General features: G+C 71.4%; 21 protein-coding genes. 11 read left to right on the top strand and 10 right to left on the bottom strand.

Annotated features, from left to right (window positions below; translation table 11 throughout):
• Positions 1-3 precede the first annotated feature (3 nt).
• From ACVW2K_RS10010 to chrA, 3 genes are read right to left on the bottom strand one after another with little or no spacing between them, the layout of a single operon-like run.
• The gene (locus ACVW2K_RS10010; protein WP_457202395.1) at positions 4-528 is read right to left on the bottom strand and encodes a TIGR03086 family metal-binding protein; all 525 of its coding nucleotides are present in this window, start codon (positions 526-528) and stop codon (positions 4-6) included.
• A gap of 52 nt (positions 529-580) precedes the next feature.
• Positions 581-1,180: a mycothiol-dependent nitroreductase Rv2466c family protein gene (locus ACVW2K_RS10005; RefSeq protein WP_457202394.1), complete on the bottom strand. Its 600-nt coding sequence runs from the start codon at positions 1,178-1,180 to the stop codon at positions 581-583.
• Between the two features lie 39 nt (positions 1,181-1,219).
• Positions 1,220-2,575 (bottom strand): chromate efflux transporter, encoded by a 1,356-nt coding sequence (chrA, locus tag ACVW2K_RS10000; protein WP_457202393.1) that lies wholly within the window; start codon positions 2,573-2,575, stop codon positions 1,220-1,222.
• A 63-nt stretch (positions 2,576-2,638) separates the two neighbouring features.
• On the opposite strand from chrA, the gene pepN reads away from it, so the two are divergent.
• On the top strand, positions 2,639-5,197 hold the full coding sequence (gene pepN, locus ACVW2K_RS09995; protein WP_457202392.1) for an aminopeptidase N: 2,559 nt from the start codon (positions 2,639-2,641) through the stop codon (positions 5,195-5,197).
• A 100-nt stretch (positions 5,198-5,297) separates the two neighbouring features.
• Here the strand turns inward: pepN and ACVW2K_RS09990 are convergent, their stop codons facing one another.
• Together ACVW2K_RS09990 and ACVW2K_RS09985 are read right to left on the bottom strand one after the other, a co-directional pair.
• The gene (locus ACVW2K_RS09990) at positions 5,298-5,684 is read right to left on the bottom strand and encodes a DUF5130 family protein (protein ID WP_051549126.1); all 387 of its coding nucleotides are present in this window, start codon (positions 5,682-5,684) and stop codon (positions 5,298-5,300) included.
• The gene (locus ACVW2K_RS09985; RefSeq protein ID WP_457202391.1) at positions 5,671-6,024 is read right to left on the bottom strand and encodes a hypothetical protein; all 354 of its coding nucleotides are present in this window, start codon (positions 6,022-6,024) and stop codon (positions 5,671-5,673) included. The genes ACVW2K_RS09990 and ACVW2K_RS09985 overlap by 14 nt, the downstream gene beginning before the upstream one ends.
• Before the next feature lie 74 nt (positions 6,025-6,098).
• Here ACVW2K_RS09985 and ACVW2K_RS09980 point away from each other — a divergent pair, with 74 nt between their 5' ends.
• Positions 6,099-7,115: a mechanosensitive ion channel family protein gene (locus tag ACVW2K_RS09980; RefSeq protein ID WP_028637218.1), complete on the top strand. Its 1,017-nt coding sequence runs from the start codon at positions 6,099-6,101 to the stop codon at positions 7,113-7,115.
• A 42-nt stretch (positions 7,116-7,157) separates the two neighbouring features.
• Here the strand turns inward: ACVW2K_RS09980 and ACVW2K_RS09975 are convergent, their stop codons facing one another.
• Positions 7,158-7,583, bottom strand: a complete 426-nt coding sequence (locus ACVW2K_RS09975; RefSeq protein ID WP_457202390.1) for an OsmC family peroxiredoxin — start codon at positions 7,581-7,583, stop codon at positions 7,158-7,160.
• Positions 7,584-7,682: 99 nt separating this feature from the next.
• On the opposite strand from ACVW2K_RS09975, the gene ACVW2K_RS09970 reads away from it, so the two are divergent.
• From ACVW2K_RS09970 to ACVW2K_RS09955, 4 genes are all read left to right on the top strand, one after another.
• Positions 7,683-8,057, top strand: a complete 375-nt coding sequence (locus ACVW2K_RS09970; protein ID WP_457202389.1) for a globin — start codon at positions 7,683-7,685, stop codon at positions 8,055-8,057.
• Between the two features lie 79 nt (positions 8,058-8,136).
• Complete coding sequence (locus ACVW2K_RS09965) at positions 8,137-8,595, top strand: hypothetical protein (RefSeq protein WP_457202388.1); 459 nt, start codon at positions 8,137-8,139, stop codon at positions 8,593-8,595.
• A gap of 72 nt (positions 8,596-8,667) precedes the next feature.
• Positions 8,668-9,294 (top strand): hypothetical protein, encoded by a 627-nt coding sequence (locus ACVW2K_RS09960; protein ID WP_028637222.1) that lies wholly within the window; start codon positions 8,668-8,670, stop codon positions 9,292-9,294.
• Positions 9,291-9,848, top strand: coding sequence for an RNA polymerase sigma factor (locus tag ACVW2K_RS09955; protein ID WP_457202387.1), 558 nt, complete (start codon positions 9,291-9,293; stop codon positions 9,846-9,848). The genes ACVW2K_RS09960 and ACVW2K_RS09955 overlap by 4 nt, the downstream gene beginning before the upstream one ends.
• Before the next feature lie 121 nt (positions 9,849-9,969).
• Here ACVW2K_RS09955 and ACVW2K_RS09950 read toward each other — a convergent pair whose 3' ends face one another.
• Positions 9,970-10,821, bottom strand: coding sequence for an acyl-CoA thioesterase (locus ACVW2K_RS09950; protein WP_028637224.1), 852 nt, complete (start codon positions 10,819-10,821; stop codon positions 9,970-9,972).
• Between the two features lie 38 nt (positions 10,822-10,859).
• Positions 10,860-11,036, bottom strand: coding sequence for a hypothetical protein (locus tag ACVW2K_RS09945; RefSeq protein WP_457202386.1), 177 nt, complete (start codon positions 11,034-11,036; stop codon positions 10,860-10,862).
• Between the two features lie 129 nt (positions 11,037-11,165).
• Between ACVW2K_RS09945 and ACVW2K_RS09940 the strand changes: the two genes are divergently transcribed.
• From ACVW2K_RS09940 to ACVW2K_RS09930, 3 genes are all read left to right on the top strand, one after another.
• Positions 11,166-11,741 (top strand): TetR/AcrR family transcriptional regulator, encoded by a 576-nt coding sequence (locus ACVW2K_RS09940; RefSeq protein WP_457202385.1) that lies wholly within the window; start codon positions 11,166-11,168, stop codon positions 11,739-11,741.
• Positions 11,742-11,818: 77 nt separating this feature from the next.
• On the top strand, positions 11,819-13,033 hold the full coding sequence (locus ACVW2K_RS09935; protein ID WP_457202384.1) for an acetyl-CoA C-acetyltransferase: 1,215 nt from the start codon (positions 11,819-11,821) through the stop codon (positions 13,031-13,033).
• An 80-nt stretch (positions 13,034-13,113) separates the two neighbouring features.
• The gene (locus ACVW2K_RS09930) at positions 13,114-13,614 is read left to right on the top strand and encodes a MarR family winged helix-turn-helix transcriptional regulator (protein ID WP_028637226.1); all 501 of its coding nucleotides are present in this window, start codon (positions 13,114-13,116) and stop codon (positions 13,612-13,614) included.
• Between the two features lie 19 nt (positions 13,615-13,633).
• Here the strand turns inward: ACVW2K_RS09930 and ettA are convergent, their stop codons facing one another.
• A complete protein-coding gene (gene ettA, locus ACVW2K_RS09925; protein ID WP_028637227.1) occupies positions 13,634-15,316 on the bottom strand; it encodes an energy-dependent translational throttle protein EttA in 1,683 nt (560 codons plus the stop codon).
• 110 nt (positions 15,317-15,426) lie between these two features.
• Here ettA and ACVW2K_RS09920 point away from each other — a divergent pair, with 110 nt between their 5' ends.
• Positions 15,427-15,936 carry a SigE family RNA polymerase sigma factor gene (locus ACVW2K_RS09920; protein WP_457202383.1) on the top strand — a complete coding sequence of 170 codons (510 nt, stop codon included), beginning with the start codon at positions 15,427-15,429 and terminating at the stop codon, positions 15,934-15,936.
• Positions 15,933-16,712: a hypothetical protein gene (locus tag ACVW2K_RS09915; protein ID WP_457202382.1), complete on the top strand. Its 780-nt coding sequence runs from the start codon at positions 15,933-15,935 to the stop codon at positions 16,710-16,712. The genes ACVW2K_RS09920 and ACVW2K_RS09915 overlap by 4 nt, the downstream gene beginning before the upstream one ends.
• 3 nt (positions 16,713-16,715) lie before the next feature.
• On the opposite strand, the gene ACVW2K_RS09910 is transcribed toward ACVW2K_RS09915, so the two are convergent.
• Positions 16,716-17,153, bottom strand: a complete 438-nt coding sequence (locus ACVW2K_RS09910; protein WP_457202381.1) for a single-stranded DNA-binding protein — start codon at positions 17,151-17,153, stop codon at positions 16,716-16,718.
• Between the last annotated feature and the right edge of the window lie 50 nt (positions 17,154-17,203).

The raw sequence follows: 17,203 nt of genomic DNA, 5'->3' as shown, positions 1-17,203 counted from the left end.
GTGTCAGGCCACGGTCCGGCCCGCGAACGCCGCGAGTCGCTCGTAGGGCCCGGCTCCCTCGGGAACGGGCGCCTCGGCCGCGAACGCCGGCCCCCGGTTCTCGGCTGTCAGGTTCGCCTGCATGAACGCGAGTCCGTGCTCGGCCACCTCGGGATCGAGGCGGTCCGGCGGGAAGTCGATCGCCGTGGCCAGGTCCCACGTGTGGACGGCGAGCTCGGCGATCTGCCAGTCGGCCGGCACCGGCGCGTCACCCTCGTGCTGGTGCCACGCGTGCACCAGGTCGTCGCCGTGGGCGCGGAACGCCGGGCCCCAGGACTCCGCGACGTGCGGGTCGCTGGACCAGTCCGGCTCCTCGCCGCGCATCATCGTCAGGAACCGCCCCGGCGCCGCGACCAGGTGGTCGACCAGCCCCGCCACGGTCCAGTCGGCGCACGGCGTACCGCGATCGAGATGGTCGGCGTGGACGTGGTCGAGCACGTCGCCGGCCTGGTCGATCGCGTGGGACAGGACCGTCACCTCGTCGCCCATGGAGCCACCGTAGGCCGTCGCGGCGACGTCGGCGAGTGTCGCGCCGGCGGGATCAGCTGAAGTCGAGCGCCTCGGTGCGGCTGCGCTTGAGCTCGTAGAAGTGCTCGAACTTCGAGAGCGTCACGAAGGCGTCCCACATCCGGCCGGCGTCCTCGCCGCGGGGCGCCTTGCTGATGACCGGACCGAAGAACGCGCGGCCCTCGAAGGCGATCGTCGGCGTCCCGACCTCGTTGCCGACCTGGCTCATCCCGCGCTCGTGGGAGGCGGCGATGGCCTCGTCGTACGACGGGTCGTCCATGGCGTCGGCGAGCGAGGTGTCGAGGCCGGCCTCCTCCAGGGCGGCCTCGATCATCGCCCGGTCCCTGTCCTGCTTCTCGACGTGGATGCGCGTGCCCATCGCGGTGTACAGCGGCAGCAGCACCTCCTTGCCGTACTTCTGCTCGGCGGCCATCAGCACCCGGACCGGCTGCCAGGCGGTCGCGAGGAACTCGCGGTACTCGTCGGAGATGTCCTTGTCCTGGTTGAGGTAGGCAAGGCTCATGATGTGCCAGGTGACCTCGATGTCACGGACCTTCTCGACCTCGAGGATCCAGCGAGACGTGATCCAGGCGAAGGGACAGGCGGGGTCGAACCAGAAGTCAGCGTTGGTCATGTCATTCGCAACGACCCGGACCGCGGTCCGCATTCCCCGTCAGGTGAGGATCGCGACGGCCAGCCCCGCCAGCCCGCAGACCCCCAGGGTGCGGAGCACCGGCCAGCGCAGGCCGAAGATCAGCACGGTCCCGAGTGCGCCCAGCACCGCCGGCTGCCACTGGAACGACGACCACACCGGCACCAGGAGCCCGAAGTGGTCCCAGCCAGCGCGCTCGGCCTCCGCGAACAGGGTGTGGACGGTGAAGTAGAGGGCGAGGTTCGCGATCACCCCCACGACCGCCGCGGTGACCCCGGTCAGTGCGGACGAGAGCGTGTCGTTGCCGCGCAGCCGCTCCACGTACGGCGCGCCGAGGAAGATAAAGAGGAAGCACGGGACGAACGTCACCCACACGACCAGCAGCGACGCGAGCACCGCCGCCGCCCACGGGTCCAGCCCGGCAGGATCGCGGAACGCGCCGAGGAACGCGACGAACTGGACGACCATGATCAGCGGCCCGGGTGTCGTCTCGGCGAGGGCGAGCCCCCGCACCATCTCCTGCGCGGTCAGCCACCCGTAGTGCTCGACCGCTGCCTGGGCGACGTACGAGAGCACGGCGTACGCGCCGCCGAACGTCACCAGCGCCATTCCGCCGAAGAACAGGCCCTGGTCGGTGAACACGGTCGGGCGGCCGCCGGCGAGGGCGTACGCCGCCGCGACCGGCGCGACCCAGAGGAGCAGCCCGACGGCGAGGATGAGGAGGGAACGACGCCCCGACCGGACTCCGGTGTGCAGCGCGTCGTCCGGGATCAGCGGCGGGACCTCCTCCGGCTGGGTCGTGGGCTCGGGCACCCGGACCAGGTCCGGACGGCGCCGGCCGATCAGCCAGCCGACTAGCCCGGCCACGAGCACGACGAGCGGGAACGGCACGGCGAGGACGGCGAGCGCCAGGAACGCGGCCACCGCGAGCACCAGCAGCACCCGGTTGCGCACCGCGCGGCCGCCGAGCCGGAGCACGGCCTGGACGACGATCGGGATGACTGCGGCGGCGAGGCCGAGCAGCAGTCCGGTGACGAGCGTGGAGTCGCCGTGCGCGACGTACACCCACGACAGCGCGAGGATCGTGAGCAGGCCCGGCAGCACGAAGAGCACCCCGGCGATCACGCCTCCGGCCCAGCCGTTGAGCAGCCACCCGCTGTAGACCGCGAGCTGCTGGGCCTCCGGCCCGGGGAGCAGCATGCAGAAGCTCATGGCGTGCAGGAACCGACGCTCGCCGATCCAGCGGCGTTCGACCACGAGCTCGCGGTGCATCACCGCGATCTGGCCCGCCGGGCCGCCGAAGGTCTGCCACGAGATGAGGAACCACGCACGGAACGCCTCCCGCAGCGGGACGACGTGCCTGCCGGGGTCGCTCACGCGGACATCATGCCGGTCGATCTGCTTTTCGCGACCGAAGGACCGAGTGGCAGGATGATTCGCATGCCTGGAACCAACCTCACCCGGGACGAGGCCGCGACCCGCGCCGCGCTCCTGGACGTCACGTCGTACGCCATCGACCTGGACCTCACCACCGGCGACAAGACCTTCGGATCGACCACGACGATCCGGTTCACCTGCTCCGAGCCCGGTGCCGAGACCTTCGCCGACCTCGTCGACGCGACCGTCCACGAGATCACGCTGAACGGCGAGCCCGTCGACCCGGCCACGGCGTACGCCGACAGCCGGATCACGCTCACCGGCCTGGCCGCGGAGAACGAGCTCGTCGTGCGCGCGGACTGCACCTATTCCCGCACGGGCGAGGGCCTGCACCGCTTCGTCGACCCAGCCGACGACCGGGTCTACACCTACACGCAGTTCGAGGTGCCGGACGCCCGGCGCGTCTACACCACCTTCGAGCAGCCCGACCTCAAGGCGCCGTTCCAGTTCACGGTGACGGCACCCGAGGGCTGGAAGGTCGTCTCGAACTCCCCCACCCCGACCCCGGAGCCGAGCGCCGGTGATGGGCAGGGTGGCGCAGCGGTCTGGCGGTTCGAGCCGACCAAGCCGCTGTCGACGTACGTCACGGCGGTCGTCGCGGGCGAGTACCACGAGGTGCTGGACGTCCACCACGGCAAGCACGGCGACATCCCGCTCGGCCACTACTGCCGCCAGTCGCTGGTCGAGCACCTCGACGTCGAGGAGCTCGTCAAGCTGACCCGCCAGGGCTTCGAGTTCTTCGAGGAGGCCTTCGCCTACCCGTACCCCTTCGGCAAGTACGACCAGCTCTACGTGCCGGAGTACAACATGGGCGCGATGGAGAACGCCGGCTGCATCACGCTGCGCGACGAGTACCTCCCGCGCAGCCGCCAGGACCGCTCGTTCTACGAGTTCCGCAACGAGGTCATCCTCCACGAGATGGCGCACATGTGGTTCGGCGACCTGGTCACCATGAAGTGGTGGGACGACCTCTGGCTGAACGAGTCGTTCGCCGAGTGGGCCTGCTACCACGCCGCCGTCGAGGCCTCGGAGTTCACCGAGTCGTGGACCGGCTTCACCAACGCGCGGAAGAACTGGGCGTACCGCCAGGACCAGCTGCCCAGCACCCATCCGATCGCGGCCGACAACGTCGACCTGCGCGCGGTCGAGGTCAACTTCGACGGCATCACCTACGCCAAGGGCGCCTCGGTGCTCAAGCAGCTCGTCGCGTGGGTCGGGCTGGAGAACTTCCTCGTGGGCGTGCGCGCGTACTTCCAGGAGCACGAGTTCGGCAACACCGAGTTCAAGGACCTGCTCGCCGCGCTCGAGAAGTCCTCCGGCCGTGACCTCGAGTCGTGGGCGCAGGAGTGGCTGCAGACGGCGGGCGTCAACACCCTCGCTCCCGAGTTCGAGCTCGCCGAGGACGGCACCTACGCGTCGTTCGGCGTGCGCCAGACCGCCGACCCGGACCACCCGACGCTGCGCCGGCACCGCCTCGGCATCGGCCTGTACGACGAGGCCGGCGGCCGGCTGGTCCGGCGTACCTCGATCGAGATCGACGTGCACGGCGACCGCACCGACGTCGCCGAGCTGGTCGGCCAGCAGCAGCCGGACCTGCTGCTGCTCAACGACGGCGACCTGGCGTACGCCAAGATCCGCCTCGACGAGCGCTCGCTCGCGACCGTGGTGGGCGGCCTCGCCACCCTCGACGACTCCCTGGCCCGGGCGCTGTGCTGGGGCGCGGCGTGGGACATGACCCGCGACGCCGAGATGAGCGCCACCGACTTCGTGGCGCTGGTGCTCAGCGGGATCGGCAGCGAGACCGACGCGTTCGGCGTGGCCAGGATCCCCGGGTACGCCGCGCTCGCCGCGACGCTCTACTCCGCACCGGAGAACAGGGCGGCGCTGCGCTCGACGTGGGAGCAGGGCCTGCGCAAGCTGCTCGAGAACGCCGAGCCGGGCAGCGACCACCAGCTGTCGTTCGCGCGGGCGTACGCCGGCGCCGCGCACAGTGACGCGGCGCTGACCGACCTGGAGCGGGTGCTCGACGGCACGCTCACCTTCGACGGGCTGGCGGTCGACACCGACCTGCGCTGGACGCTGCTCAAGGGCCTGGCCCGCAACGGCCGCGCGGACGCGGACCGGATCGCCGAGGAGCTCGAGCGCGACAACACGATCTCCGGCCAGGAGCACGCCGCCGCCGCGCGGGCGATGCGTCCGACCGCCGAGGCGAAGGCCGAGGCGTGGGAGATCGCGATGGTCCGCGACGACGTACCGAACGAGACCCAGCGCAGCGTGGTGCTCGCCTTCCAGCAGCACGGCCAGGACGAGGTGCTGGCGCCGTACGTCGAGAAGTACCTCGCCGAGGCCGACACGCTGTGGGAGAGGAAGGGCACCCAGCGCGCGTCCACCGCGCTGGAGTTCATCTTCCCCAAGCAGCTGGCCAGCCAGGAGCTGCTCGACCGCGTCGACGCGTGGCTCGACTCGTCGGAGGCCAACCCGGCAGCGAAGCGGTACGTCCGTGAGGGCCGCGCCGACGTCGCCCGGGCGCTGGCCGCCCAGGCCAAGGACGCGCAGGGCTGATCCGCCCCGCCGAGTCGGCGCAGTCTCAGCCAAGCCCTCGCCGAGTCGGCGCAGTCTCAGCTGAGACTGCGCCGACTCGGCGTTCGGGGATGCGCGGCGGTCAGGGCTGCTCGGCGTGCAGGGTCTCGGGCTGGTTGGCGTGGTCGGCCAGCTCCTGGATCCCCCGGCGCAGGCCGCCGACCAGGTCGCCGGACGCGAACATGCTCTGCATCTGCAAGGAGACGAGCTCGACCTCGCGGTCGGTGATGTTGCGGCGGACGACGCCGCCGGTGACGATCTCGAGCACCCGCGCGGCGGGGTCGAGCAGGATCAGGATGCTGCGCGGCGGGGCGACCAGCCGGTTGTGCAGCTGGGTCGCGAACGCGCGCGGCTCACCGTCCACGCGGCCGACGAAGACGCTGAACTCGAAGCGCGAGACCAGCTCCGCGCGGCGGATCGCCTCGTCGATCTGGAAACGCTCGGCGGAGTTGAACTCACCAACGCCCACTTGCGCCACCCGCCTGGGACTCGTCGGTGTCGGGCGCCGGCAGCTCGGCGGTGCCGGAGCTGGGGCCGCCGAACCACTGGTCGGCGGTCGCCTGGCCACCCGGGGTGAACCGCTCGCCCTTGACGACACCGGGGATCACGACCAGGGCCGTGATCACCAGGAACAGCAGCAGCGGGACACCGGCGAGCAGCAGCAGCGCGTGCCAGGGGTCGACCGGGTCGGCGGCCGGCCAGAACTCGGGGACGTCCGCACCGGCCGGACCGCCGGCCCCGAGGACGAGGCCGCCCGCGAGCAGGACGACGGAGGTACGGCGAGCGAGGTGCGCGAGCTTGGTGGTCACACAGCGATCGTATCGAGGATCGTGGCCCGTCTCACCGTCGGGATGGTCGTGGGCGGTTGTCAGGTGCGGTAGACATGGGGGCCATGTTCGGCTTCGACGACAGCTCCTGCGACGACGGTCACCACATCTGCCAGTGGACCCTCGACGCCACGAACAACCAGGGGGTCGCGAACGCCGCCGACGTGCTGGTGGGCCGGCCGCTGACGATCGTCGGCCTGCTGCTCCTGCTGGCGATCACCCGGTGGATCCTGCACCGGCTGGTCGACCGGCTGGTGGCCTCCGCCGAGGACGGCGTGCTCCCGGACCGGATGAGCCGCCTCGGCATCCGCGGCCGGGCCGCCCAGCAGGCATCGGCGCGGGACCTGGCCACCCAGACCCGGCGGGTCCAGCGGGCGAAGACGATGGGCGACCTGCTCAAGAGCGTCATCACCGGCCTGCTGGTGGCCGTCATCGGCACCATGATCCTCAGCGAGCTCGGGGTGAACATCGCCCCGATCATCGCCAGCGCCGGCATCATCGGCATCGCGCTCGGCTTCGGCGCGCAGTCACTGGTGAAGGACTTCCTGTCCGGCGTCTTCATGATCTTCGAGGACCAGTACGGCGTCGGCGACGTCGTCGACGTCGGCGAGGCCAGCGGGACGGTGGAGGCGGTCAGCCTCCGGGTCACCCGGCTCCGGGACCTCAACGGCACGGTCTGGTACGTCCCCAACGGCGCGATCCTGCGGGTCGGCAACATGAGCCAGAACTGGTCCCGCGCGGTCGTCGACGTGAACGTCGCCTACCGCGAGGACCTGGTCCGGGTGCAGCGCGTGCTCCGTGAGGTCGCCCACGACCTCTGGGAGGACGACGACTTCCACGACGTGATCATCGAGGAGCCGGAGGTCACCGGGGTCGAGGTGTTCGGGCCCGAGTCGGTCACCGTCCGGGTCCTGCTGAAGACCGCACCGATGGAGCAGTGGGGCGTCGCCCGGGCGCTGCGGCAGCGGCTCAAGGCCCGGTTCGACCACGAGGGCATCGAGATCCCGCTCCCCCAGCGCGTCGTCTGGCACCGGGAGGAGCCGAAGCCGTCCGCCGACACGGCGGACTCCTAGGAGAGCCGCTGCGGGGTCACGACGACGGAGCGATGGGCGCGCTCAGGCGAGCGACGCCTCCAGCTTGATCGGGACGGCGGCCAGCGCCTGGCTGACGGGGCAGCCCTCCTTGGCAGCGGTGGCCGCGGCCACGAAGTCGTCCTCGCTGATGCCCTCGACGACGCCCGTGACGCTCAGCCGGATCTCGGTGATGCCGGTGCCGGGGACGAAGTCCACGGCGGCACTGGTGTCCAGCGAGGTCGCTGGCGTACCGGCCTTGGCCAGGCCGTTGGAGAGGGCCATCGAGAAGCACGACGAGTGCGCGGCCGCGATCAGCTCCTCAGGGCTGGTTTGGCCGTTCGCATCCTCGGCGCGAGAGGCCCACGAGACGTCGTAGGTGCCGATGCCGGAGGACTCCAGCGTGACCTTGCCGGCGCCCTCGAACAGGGTGCCCTCCCAGTGGGTGCTGGCGTTGCGCGTCGTAGCCATGTGCAGATCACTCCTCGTGCGTTGCTCGACAGGACTCGGTGCTCGCGAGTCTGGCACGCCGGTGTCCGGGCCCTGACGGCTCCCTTGCAGAATGGACGCGTGACGACGTTCTACGAGGAGATCGGCGGCTTCGAGACCTTCCGGAGGATCGTCGCGAGGTTCTACGAGGGTGTCGCGGAGGATCCGGTCCTCCGGCCCCTCTATCCCGAGGAGGACCTCGGGCCGGCGGAGGAGCGCTTCCTGTACTTCCTGATCCAGTACTGGGGCGGGCCGACCACCTACTCCGAGACCCGCGGCCACCCCCGGCTGCGGATGCGGCACGCGCCGTTCGCGGTGACCCCGGAGGCGAAGGACCACTGGCTGATGCACTTCCGCGCGGGGCTCGACGAGGTGCGGCTGACCCCCGAGCAGCACGCCCAGTTCTGGGACTACGTCACGCACGCCGCGCAGTTCATGGTGAACACCGTCGGGTGATGTAACGGACGGATCCCGTCGTGACAGGTGAGGCGTGTGACGGCGGACCCCCCGCCACCCAGCACCCAGGAGGTTCCTCATGCGCAGGATCACCACGGCCGCGGCTGCGACCGCGGCCCTCGCCACGGCCCTGACGGTCGGTACGGCGTACGCGAACCAGCCGTCGACCGACAGCGGCACCGTTGTCAACAAGAACGGTCACGCGGTGAATGCCCACGCGGCCAAGGGCCAGGCCCGGGCCGCCGAGGCACGCGCCGCCCACGGGTCCGACGACCCGACCACGGAGCCCACCGAGGACCCGATCGACGACGCCACCACGGAGCCAGCCGAGGACCCGACCGAGGCGCCGGCCGACCACGCGCCGAACGAGCATGCCGGCACCCACCCGGACACGCACGCGCTCCCGAGCGGCACCGACCACGGCCAGGACGGTCTGGAGCACGGCAGCCACGACGCCCAGCACAGCGGCAACGGTCCCGACGAGCACGCCGGCGACCACCCGAACGAGCACGCCACCGGCACGTCGACCGAGGGCTGACCCCGGATCGGTGGTCCCGATGCGTGCCCCCCGACGCGCGTCGGGACCACCTCCGAGGGGTAGGAGAACACCATGACCGACCGCCCGTTCCGCGACGAGCTCCGTGCGGTCCTGCCGACCCTCGAGCCCGACGACGTGTTCCTGGCGCAGCTGAGCGCTCGCGCCGCCGCCGGGGCGCGCCCCACCGGCCCTGGACCAGTGACCGGCGGGTGGCGCGTCGTGCTGGTCCCGGTCGCCGTCGCGGCGCTGCTGATCGGCGTCGCCTGGCTGAGCGGACTGCGGCCGGGAGGCCTGGCGGAGCCGTCACCAGCCCCGGCGCCCGCCGACTCGACCAGGACCTCGGCTCCCGGCACGACGACGACCACGACGACGGACCCGGCGAGCAGTCCGCTCCGGTCGCTGCCGGCAGGAGCCCCCGGCGCGGAGCCGGGCCCGCGTGTCGCGGCCGGGAGTGCACCTCCCGCCCACCAGACGGGCGCGAGCGGGGGACCGGCTCAGGGTGTCGGCGATCCGGGTGCCCAGGGGCAGGCTCATGCGCACGGCCAGACGTCGCCTCCACACTCCGCGCATGCCGGTGGCTACCCGCACGATCCCCCGAAGCACTCCCCGAAGCACCCCGCGCAACACCCGCACGGCCCCGACGAGCACGCCGGTGACCACCCCGCTCCTCAGGCGCACCAGGACCGACGCAGGCGGTGACGAGCAGCGACGACCAGCTGGTGGCGCGCGCCAAGACGGGCGACGCCGAGGCCTGGCGCGCGCTCTACCTGGACCACGCCGGCCGCCTGGTCGTCTGGTTGAGCACCCGTCCGCAGGCTGACGCGGCGATCGCCGCGGAGGACCTGGCGGCGGAGACGTGGCTGACCGCGGCTGAGAAGATCCACGCGTTCCACGGAACCTCCTCGGAGTTCGCGGGCTGGCTGTTCGGGATCGCCCGCAAGCTCGGCGGCAACGTCCACCGCCGCAGCCAGCGCCGCCGGACCGACCCCGTCGACCTGCAGACGCTGGACCGGCACCCGGTGGTGGTCGGTCCGGAACCGGCGTACGCCGTCAAGGAGTGGGTGCTCCACGCCCTGGCGAGCCTGCCGCCTCGCGAACGGGACGTCGTCGGCTGCCGCGAGGTCGTCGGGCTGGACGTCGAGTCGACGGCCGCGGCCCTGGGCATCTCGTCCGTCGCCGTCCGGGTGGCCCACCACCGCGGCCTGCGCCGCTTGGCCGAGCGGCTCCCCGAACGAGTCCCCTTCGACGTGTAACGCCGCGCCGTCCTCGCGACAGGTGTGTTCCGACCCGTGGGGACCGGATGGTCTTGCTACCCGGGGTCACGTCGGCGACCCCGGCCTCGACCGTCCCCCGTATTGGGTCGGGGTCGTCGACTCAGTCGGCGAGCAGCGAGCGCAGTCCCGCCAGGTAGGCCTCCGGGGGCGTCATCGACCGCTGGGTCTCCCCGTCGAAGAACACGATCGTGACCCTGGCCCGGGCGAAGACGGTGTCACCGTCGGCGATGAGCGAGTCGATGCTCGCGGACCGGCTGCCGACCCGCGAGACCCACGACCAGGCGTCGTACGTCTCGGCCCGGAAGAGAATCGGCTGGCGGTAGTCGACCTCGGTCTGCGCGACCACGATCGAGACCGGGTCGAGGTCGCGCCAGATCCGCGCGGTCATGGCGATCCGCGCCTCCTGGAGGTACTCGAAGTACTTCACGTTGTTGACGTGGCCGTACACGTCGACGTCGGAGAAGCGAACCTGGACGGGGTACTGCGAGACGGTCCCGGGCGCGACCCGCGGCATCGGCACGCGCGGCGCCGGGTCGTCCGGCTCGAAGAAGGCTGCCAGCGTCTCCCGCTCCACGTCGGTGAGCCGGCGGGGCCGCTCGTCGGCGAAGACGTACGGCGTGAGCACGGTCTTGGCGCGGGCATACACGTGCCGGACCCCGTCGCGCTCGTGGAAGACCTCGTAGGCGATGGTGAAGGTCGCCGCCCGGACCTCCGTCACCCAGGAATCGATGGTGACCGGCTCGAAGCCGAAGGGCAGCGGCGCGAGGTAGCTCACCTCGTGGCGGACCACCACCACGCCCTCGGCCAGCTCGCCGGTGCGGGCGGCGGGGCCGTGGGTGCGCAGCATGTCGACGCGGGCCTCCTGGAGGTAGTCCACGTAGACGACGTTGTTGACGTGCCCGAGCAGGTCCAGGTCGGCCCAGCGCATCGGGCACCGGTAGGTGTGCCGCACGCTGCCGATGCTGCCAGAACCGGCCGGGGGGCGGTCGATCAGTGGCTGAGGGCGAGACCGCGGTAGTACGTGCCGATCGACTCGTGGCGAGCCAGGCGGGTGCGGCGGTTGCGGACGACGACGTCAGCGACCAGGCCGAGCGCCACCACGGAGGCGACCGCGGCGAGGACGACGAAGACGACGGCGAAGGGGATGAGACCGGTGTAGAGGTCCATGAGAGCGAGCCTTTCTACAACTGTAGATTCTACTTGTGTAGAAAGATATCCGGCGAACCCGGACGACACAAACCGCGGAGTAGTGTCACGCCTCACGACCCCCGCCGGTGCCCACCTCGAGAGGACCCGATGGCCGAGAGCCCGCGCCGCCGCCAGCTGCTCGACGCGGCCGTGCACGTGATCGCCGACGAGGGGCTCAAGGGCCTCACCCACCGCGCGGTGGATCGCCGGGCCGGGCTGCCCGAGGGCAGCTGCTCGGCGTACCTGCGGACCCGCCGCGCCCTCCAGGCGGCACTGGCAGAGGACGTCGCCGAGCGGCTGCTCGCGGACGTGGACCGGCTCGCCGACGAGCTCGGTGCGTCCGCGCACCCCGACGGCGTGCATGCCGCGCTCGAGCTGTTCCAGCGCTGGCTCGACCAGCGCGAGCTGCTGGTCGCGCGCCTGGAGCTGACCCTCGCGGCGAGCCGCGACCAGGAGCTCGCCCGGGTGCTGGCGGCCCACCGGTCCCGCCTCATCGAGCTGGTCGAGCGGATCATGACGGCCACCGGCAAGGAGCACGGCAACGCTCGCGCCGAGGCCCTGGTGGCGTCGTACGACGGCATCCTGCTGGCCGCGCTGCTCAAGCCCGCCCGGGAGCGGCGCGCGTTCCTGGCCCGGTCGCTCGAGCTGCTCGGGACGGGCCTCGCGGGGCCGGGCGGAGCGTGACGAACGCCTCGGCCCGACAACGAGAACACGGTCTAGTCTGAGCCTGCGGAGAACACCCTCACCGAAACGGAGTCCTCATGCCCGAGGCAGTCATCGTCAGCGCCGCCCGCTCCCCCATCGGGCGGGCCAACAAGGGATCGCTCAAGGACTTCCGTCCCGACGACCTCAGCGCGCTGATCATCAAGACGGCGCTCGACAAGGTGGAGGGCCTCGACCCGAACACCGTCGACGACGTCTACCTCGGCTGCGGCCTCCCCGGCGGAGAGTCCGGCAACAACATGGCGCGCATCGTCAACGTCCTCAACGGCATGGACCTGGTGCCGGGCGCGACGATCACCCGCTACTGCGCGTCCTCGGTCCAGACGACCCGGATGGCATTCCACGCGATCAAGGCCGGCGAGGGCGACATCTTCGTCTCGGCCGGCGTCGAGACCGTGTCCCGGTTCGCCAAGGGCACGTCCGACCACTGGCCGGACACCAAGAACCACCTCTACGACGACGCCATGGCGCGCACCGACAAGATGGCCGAGGGCGGCATCGACTGGCACGACCCGCGCGAGGACGGCCTGCTGCCCGACGCCTACATCGCGATGGGCCAGACGGCCGAGAACGTCGCCCGCCTGCGCGGCCTGTCCCGGCAGGAGCTCGACGAGTTCGGCGTCCGGTCGCAGAACCTCGCCGAGAAGGCGATCAACGACGGCTTCTGGGCCCGCGAGATCACCCCGCTCACCCTGGAGGACGGCACCGTCGTGTCCGCCGACGACGGCCCCCGCGCCGGGGTCACCTACGACGGCATCAAGGATCTCAAGCCGGTCTTCCGCCCCGACGGCGTCGTCACTGCCGGCAACTGCTGCCCGCTGAACGACGGCGCTGCCGCGGTCGTGATCATGTCCGACACCAAGGCCGCCGAGCTCGGCGCGAAGCCGCTGGCGAGGATCGTGGCCACCGGTGTCTCCGGCCTGTCGCCCGAGATCATGGGCCTCGGCCCGGTCGAGGCGACCAAGCGCGCGCTCGCGCACGCGAAGATGAGCATCGGGGACATCGACCTGGTCGAGATCAACGAGGCGTTCGCCGCCCAGGTGGTGCCGTCCTACCAGGACCTCGGCATCGACCTCGACCGCCTCAACGTGAACGGCGGTGCGATCGCGGTCGGCCACCCCTTCGGGATGACCGGCGCCCGGCTCCAGAACACGATGATCAACTCGCTGGACTGGCACGACAAGTCCACCGGCCTCATCACCATGTGCGTGGGCGGCGGCCAGGGCATGGCGCTCATCCTCGAGCGGGTCTAGCCGGCGGTGGGCCCCCGCGGGCACTCGGGGCCGAAGGCCGTCTGGTCAACGCGGGGTCCGCTCTGCTTACACTGCCGGGGATGACGGACGACGGGGGCACCGAGACGGTCTGGCTTGACGAGGACGAGCAGCGCTCCTGGCGAGCGCTGCTCATGGGCATGACCCTGCTCCTCGACCGGCTGGACGACGACCTGCACCGGGCCTGCGATCTCTCGCTCGTCGAGTACGAGATCCTGGTCCGCCTGTCCGAGCGCGAGGGCCGTCAGATGCGGATGGCGCAGCTCGCCGACGCGCTCGCGCACAGCCGCAGCCGCGTCACGCACACCATCACCCGGATGGAACGCGCGGGCCTGGTGGCCCGTACCTCCTCACCGGAGGACGGCCGGGGCGTGATCGCGGCGATGACCGAGGCCGGCTACGACCTGCTGGTGCGCGTGGCACCGATGCACGTCGGCGGCGTCCGCGCGCACCTCGTCGACCTGGCCAGCCGGGAGGACTTCCGGGCCGTCGGCCGCGTCATGAACGCCGTGTCGGACCACCTGGTCGCCGCCCACCCCGAGATGGAGATGCGCAGGGCGTGACCGGCCGCGGCCGCCGACGTCAGTCGCGGGTCAGGCGGCGGTGGGTGACCCGGTGCGGTCGGGCCGCCTCCATGCCGAGGCGCTCGATCTTGTTCTCCTCGTAGGACGCGAAGTTCCCCTCGAACCAGAACCACCTGGCGGAGTCCTCGTCGTCGCCCTCCCAGGCCAGGATGTGGGTGGCTACCCGGTCCAGGAACCACCGGTCGTGGGAGGTCACCACGGCGCAGCCCGGGAAGTCGAGGATCGCGTCCTCGAGCGACGACAGCGTCTCGACGTCGAGGTCGTTGGTCGGCTCGTCGAGCAGCAGCACGTTGCCGCCCATCTTCAGGGTGAGCGCGAGGTTCAGCCGGTTGCGCTCACCACCGGAGAGGACGCCGGCCTTCTTCTGCTGGTCCGGGCCCTTGAAGCCGAACGACGCGACATAGGCGCGGGAGTTCATCTCGAAGTTCGCGACCTTGATGAAGTCGAGACCGTCGGACACGACCTCCCACACGTTCTTGTTCGGGTCGATGCCCCCGCGGCTCTGGTCGACGTACGACAGCTTCACGGTGGTGCCGACCCGAAGCTCACCCTCGTCGGGTGTCTCGCTGCCGGTGATCATCCGGAACAGGGTCGTCTTGCCGACGCCGTTCGGCCCGATCACGCCCACGATGCCGGCTCGCGGCAGCGAGAAGGACAGGTCGCGCATCAGCGTGCGGCCCTCGAACCCCTTGGTGAGCCCGTGCGCCTCGAGGACGACGTCACCGAGACGCGGACCGGCCGGGATGTTGATCTCCGAGGTGTCGATCTTGCGCATCCGGTCGGCCTCGGCCGCCATCTCCTCGTAGCGCGCGAGCCGGGAGCGGCTCTTGGTCTGCCGCGCCTTGGCGTTGGAGCGGACCCACTCGAGCTCCTTCTCCAGCATCTTGGCGCGCTTGGCGTCCTTCTGGCCCTCGATCTTCAGGCGATCCTTCTTCGTCTCCAGGTACGTCGAGTAGTTGCCCTCGTAGGGGTGGGTCTGGCCGCGGTCGAGCTCGAGGATCCACTCGGCGACGTTGTCCAGGAAGTACCGGTCGTGCGTGATGGCGAGGACCGCACCCGGGTAGCTCTTCAGGTGTCCCTCGAGCCACTGGACCGACTCGGCGTCGAGGTGGTTGGTGGGCTCGTCGAGGAGCAGCAGGTCCGGCTGCTGGAGCAGCAGCTTGCAGAGTGCGACCCGGCGGCGCTCACCGCCGGAGAGGTTGTCCACGATCGCGTCCGGCGGCGGGCAGCGCAAGGCGTCCATCGCCTGGTCGAGGCGGCTGTCGAGGTCCCAGGCGTTCGCGTGGTCGAGCTCGGTCTGGAGGTTGCCGGCCTCCTCGTTCAGCTTGTCGAGGTCGGCATCCGGCTCACCCATGGACATGTAGAGCTCGTCGAGCCGGGCCATCTTGGCCTTGAGCTCGCCGACGGCCTCCTCGACGTTCTCCTGGACGGTCTTGCCCTCGGTGAGCGGCGGCTCCTGCTGGAGCATGCCGACCGTGGCGTCGGGGTCCAGGATCGCGTCGCCGTTGTTGGCGTGGTCCAGGCCCGCCATGATCTTCAGCAGCGAGGACTTGCCGGTGCCGTTGGGCCCGACGACGCCGATCTTCGCGCCGTGCAGGAACGACAGGGTCACGTTGTCGAGGACGACCTTGTCGCCGTGGGCCTTGCGCACATTGCGCAGGGTGAACACATACTCCGCCATGGTCCACAACCCTAGTTACCCCGGCGGCATGAGACCTCATCGGGGCCGGTCGGCGTCTGTAGGGGTGACGGCCTCCACGGCGGAGGCGCGACGCGAGGGACGGAGGGCCCGTGGGCCGATCGAGGCACCTGGACACTGAGTTCGCGGAGTTCGTCGCCGCGCGCTCACCCCAGCTGTACCGGAGCGCCTATCTCCTGACCACCTCCTCGCACGCCGCGGAGGACCTGGTGCAGACCGCCCTGGCCAAGGCGTACGCCGCCTGGTGGCGGGTCCGCTCCGCCGACGACCCGGTCGCCTACGTGCACGGGGTGCTGGTCAAGTCGTTCCTCTCCGACCGGCGGCGGCGCAGCTCGACCGAGCTGCCGACCGCCGACCTGCCCGACCGGGTGACCACGGACACCGACCCGGCCGAACGGCTCGCGCTGCTGTCGGCTCTCGCGGAGCTGGCGCCGCTGGACCGGGCCGTGGTCGTGCTGCGCTTCTGGGAGGACCACAGCGTTGCCGACACGGCCGCCGAGCTGGATCTCAGCGAGGCGGCCGTCAAGAACCGCAGCCTGCGCGCGCTCCGGGCGCTGCGCGGTCTGCTCACCGAGCCGCAGACGAACGGGAGCACCCGATGACCGATCTGGACACCGACACCACCGCCGCCGAGCTGCACGCCCTCCTCGGCCGGGCGGTCGCCGACCTCGACGTCCCGACCACGCGCCTGCACGACGCCTCGGTCCGGCGCGGCCGGGCGGTGCGCCGGCGCCGGCGCACCGGCGTCGTCCTCGGTGGCCTCGCCGCCGGCGCCGCGGTGGCGGCGCTCGCCGTGCCGCTGCTGGCGGTCGGCACCTCGACGGGGGGCCAGGTCGCGCACGAGGGGCGGGCGCTCCCGCCGCCCGACGTCGACGAGCCGGCGCCCGGGTGGTGGGACATGCCGGGCCTCGAGATGGACCACCGGCTGGGCTTCCTGCTGCCCGACCGGCTGTCGATCAGCATGACGATGTCGGCGGTCGACGACGGCTGGCTCCAGGTCGACGTGACCGACGACGACGGGGACGCGGGCGGCGTGAACGTCGTCCTCTACCCGCCCGCGGACGACGGCGGCGCGTTCGTCACCGACCTCACCACCTGCCCCGGCAACCTCTCGGCGCCCGACTCGTGCACCGAGGTGCGCAACGCGGCGGGCGACGTGGTCGGCCGGGAGTCGCGCACCGCCACCAGCGGGGTCGTCGTGGTCGAGGCGACCCACCTCACCCCGGACGGCGGCGTTGTGTACGCGGCCGCGTCCAACAGCTCCGACGCGAAGTGGGGTCGCGGCTCCTCCACCGACACCGACCACCCGCCGATGACGCTCGCCGAGCTCCGCGCGGTCGTCGAGGCGCGGAGCTGGCAGCAGGACTGGGGCAGCTGACGCTCACGCGGCCGGCGTCTCGGCCACCGGCCGATCGGGCTGGCCGGGCTGCTCGGTCGGCTCGGTCGGCTCCGGCTGCTGCTTCGGCGTCCGGGTGAACTGGCTGGTGCCCCGGCTCAGGTCGTGACCGACGGCGGAGGCCTCGATCTCCAGCGCCTCCACCTCGACGTTGTTGCCGTTGACGTAGGTGCGCAGCTCCAGCCGGCCGTGGACCACGACCGGGTCGCCGCGCCGCAGCGAGTGGGCGGCGTTCTGTCCCAGGCCGCGCCAGCAGGTCACGGTGTACCACTGGGTGCCGCTCTCGGACCAGGTCTCGGTGCGGGGGTTGAACCGCCGCGGCGTGCAGGCGAGCCGGAAGCTCGCGACCGGCACCTCGCCGGCCTTGCGCAGGTCCACGTCGCCACCGATCCAGCCGCGCACGGTGATGGTGCTGTCGTTCATCGGGTCTCCTTGCCTCGGTTCGGGGTGTGGTCCGAGGCTCGGCGGGAGAG

It is taken from the genome of Nocardioides sp. HB32, from assembly GCF_054058995.1.
The sequence above is the reverse complement of the archived record's forward strand: the minus strand, read 5'-3'. Positions and strand labels throughout refer to the sequence as shown.